The organism is Bacillus sp. SIMBA_005 (genome assembly GCF_046535585.1).
In the GTDB taxonomy this organism is placed as follows: domain Bacteria; phylum Bacillota; class Bacilli; order Bacillales; family Bacillaceae; genus Bacillus; species Bacillus pumilus.
Window position 1 is genome coordinate 1 of sequence record NZ_JAWRWI010000760.1, and the last position, 255, is coordinate 255.

1 protein-coding gene is annotated in these 255 nt (G+C 69.4%); it reads left to right on the forward strand.

Features of this window, described 5'->3' with window-relative positions; translation table 11 throughout:
* A partial coding sequence (locus SB660_RS22100; protein WP_410584611.1) for a hypothetical protein occupies positions 1-255 on the forward strand: 255 nt, incomplete at both ends.

Consider the following 255-nt stretch of genomic DNA (forward strand, 5'->3'; position numbering starts at 1 on the left):
TGACGCTTCCGGAGGAGCTGCGGGGCGAGCAGCTGGACGGCGACTTCACGGTGAACTCCGGCAGCCTCGACGTCAAGGGCGCATTCGGAGACCTGGGGATCGACGTGAACGCGGGCTCGATCGATGTCGAGGGGGAGGCCACGGGCATCGACGTCGACCTGAGCGCCGGTCGAGCGGACGTCACACCCGACGGTGTGCAGCGGGCCGTTCTCGGCGTCTCGGCGGGATCGCTCGATGTGGAGCTCACCGGCACCC